The organism is Paenibacillus sp. oral taxon 786 str. D14 (genome assembly GCF_000159955.1).
Lineage (GTDB): Bacteria > Bacillota > Bacilli > Paenibacillales > Paenibacillaceae > Fontibacillus > Fontibacillus phoenicis.
Genome location: NZ_GG696025.1, coordinates 1 through 1,486, shown reverse-complemented (window position 1 = coordinate 1,486; position 1,486 = coordinate 1). Strand labels below are relative to the sequence as shown.

Below are 1,486 nucleotides of genomic sequence, written 5' to 3'. Positions count from 1 at the left end.
TTTGCTTCCTCGCTATTCACTATTGGTTTGGTAAGTTAAGAATCAGACCATACTACTAGTAAATTGCTATGGAGGTATGGTCTATGGAAGATTACCAGAACGATCTGGATATGTTTCAATCTGCTCTTGAAATTGAGTCTCCTTGGTTTGTCAGTCATCGTGAATTGGATCGACAAGCAGGACAACTACATGTGTATTTGAACTTTAAGCGTGGTGCAGAGTTTTCCTGCCGGCATTGTAGTGAGAGTGGTAAAGTACATGACATTGTGAATGAAAACAGAACTTGGCGTCATTTGGACTTTTGGCAATATCAGACTGTACTCCATGCACGATTGCCGCGAATTTATTGTCGGCATTGCGATAAAATCACAACGGTCAAAGTAAGTTGGGCCCGGAATCATACTTCATTCAGTTGGTTGTTTGAGGCCCACGTGATGGCATTGATGACGGAGATGCCTGTTGCGGCTGTAGCTCGAAAAGTAGGCGAGCATGACACAAGATTATGGCGCATTTTTCACTACTACGTAGAGCGCGCCATGAAGGAAATGGACATGACCGGCGTGAAACGAATCGCCTTGGATGAAACCTCTAGCCGCCGTGGACATGAGTATGTCACCCTGTTTGTAGACATGGACACCAAACGGGTGCTTTTAGCAACGGAAGGTAAGGGCAGTACTGGTCTATTAACCTTCAGGGAGTTTCTGATCCAGCAAGGTATCGACCCTAACCAAATAGAGGAAGCCTGCTGCGACATGTCGGCGGCGTTCATTACGGGAATTAAGGAACATTTCCCTGCTGCACGGATCACGTTTGACAAATTTCATGTGATGAAGCTTGTCAATGAAGCGGTAGATGAAGTTCGCCGAGAAGAACAGAAAGAAGTCGTTGAACTTAAGAAAACCCGATATGTCTGGTTGAAAAATGAGAGCAACCTGACGAAGGGGCAGAAGCAAACGATGCTCAAACTGAAAGACATGAATTTACAAACAGGTAAGGCGTATCGTCTCAAACTGGCACTCCAAGATATGTGGACATATCCAACCATTTATGCGGATCTGTATTTCAAACAATGGACTCAGTGGGCCGTTCGTTCCCAAGTCGAACCGATGGCGGCCGTTGCACGTTCGTTGCAAAGATATGCCGACGGCATATTAAGGTGGTTCCAATCCAAGATGACCAATGGACTGCTCGAAGGCATTAACAGTCTGGTTCAAGCAGCGAAGCGTAAAGCACGTGGTTACCGCTCAACCCGTAATTTCATCGCCATGATCTATGCTACCGCTAACAAGTTCAAGATTAAGGTTGAGCCTCATTAGGCTAAAGGCTTTCTTACCGGCCTTCCTACCGCTCTTCATGGATAACGAAAGCGGTCAAGCGATTTCCTTGAGGGCTTTCGTTATCCATGAGATTCTACTAAAGGCCGGTAAGGAACCTGCCGCTACCTTTTTCCATAATCTTAGTTACCAATAGTAAACAGCGAAGAGCC

General features: G+C 45.8%; 1 protein-coding gene. It reads left to right on the top strand.

The annotated features are described in order from the left end of the window. Positions 1-83: 83 nt before the first annotated feature. Complete coding sequence (locus tag POTG_RS22505) at positions 84-1,316, top strand: ISL3 family transposase (protein WP_009227157.1); 1,233 nt, start codon at positions 84-86, stop codon at positions 1,314-1,316. Positions 1,317-1,486 lie beyond the last annotated feature (170 nt).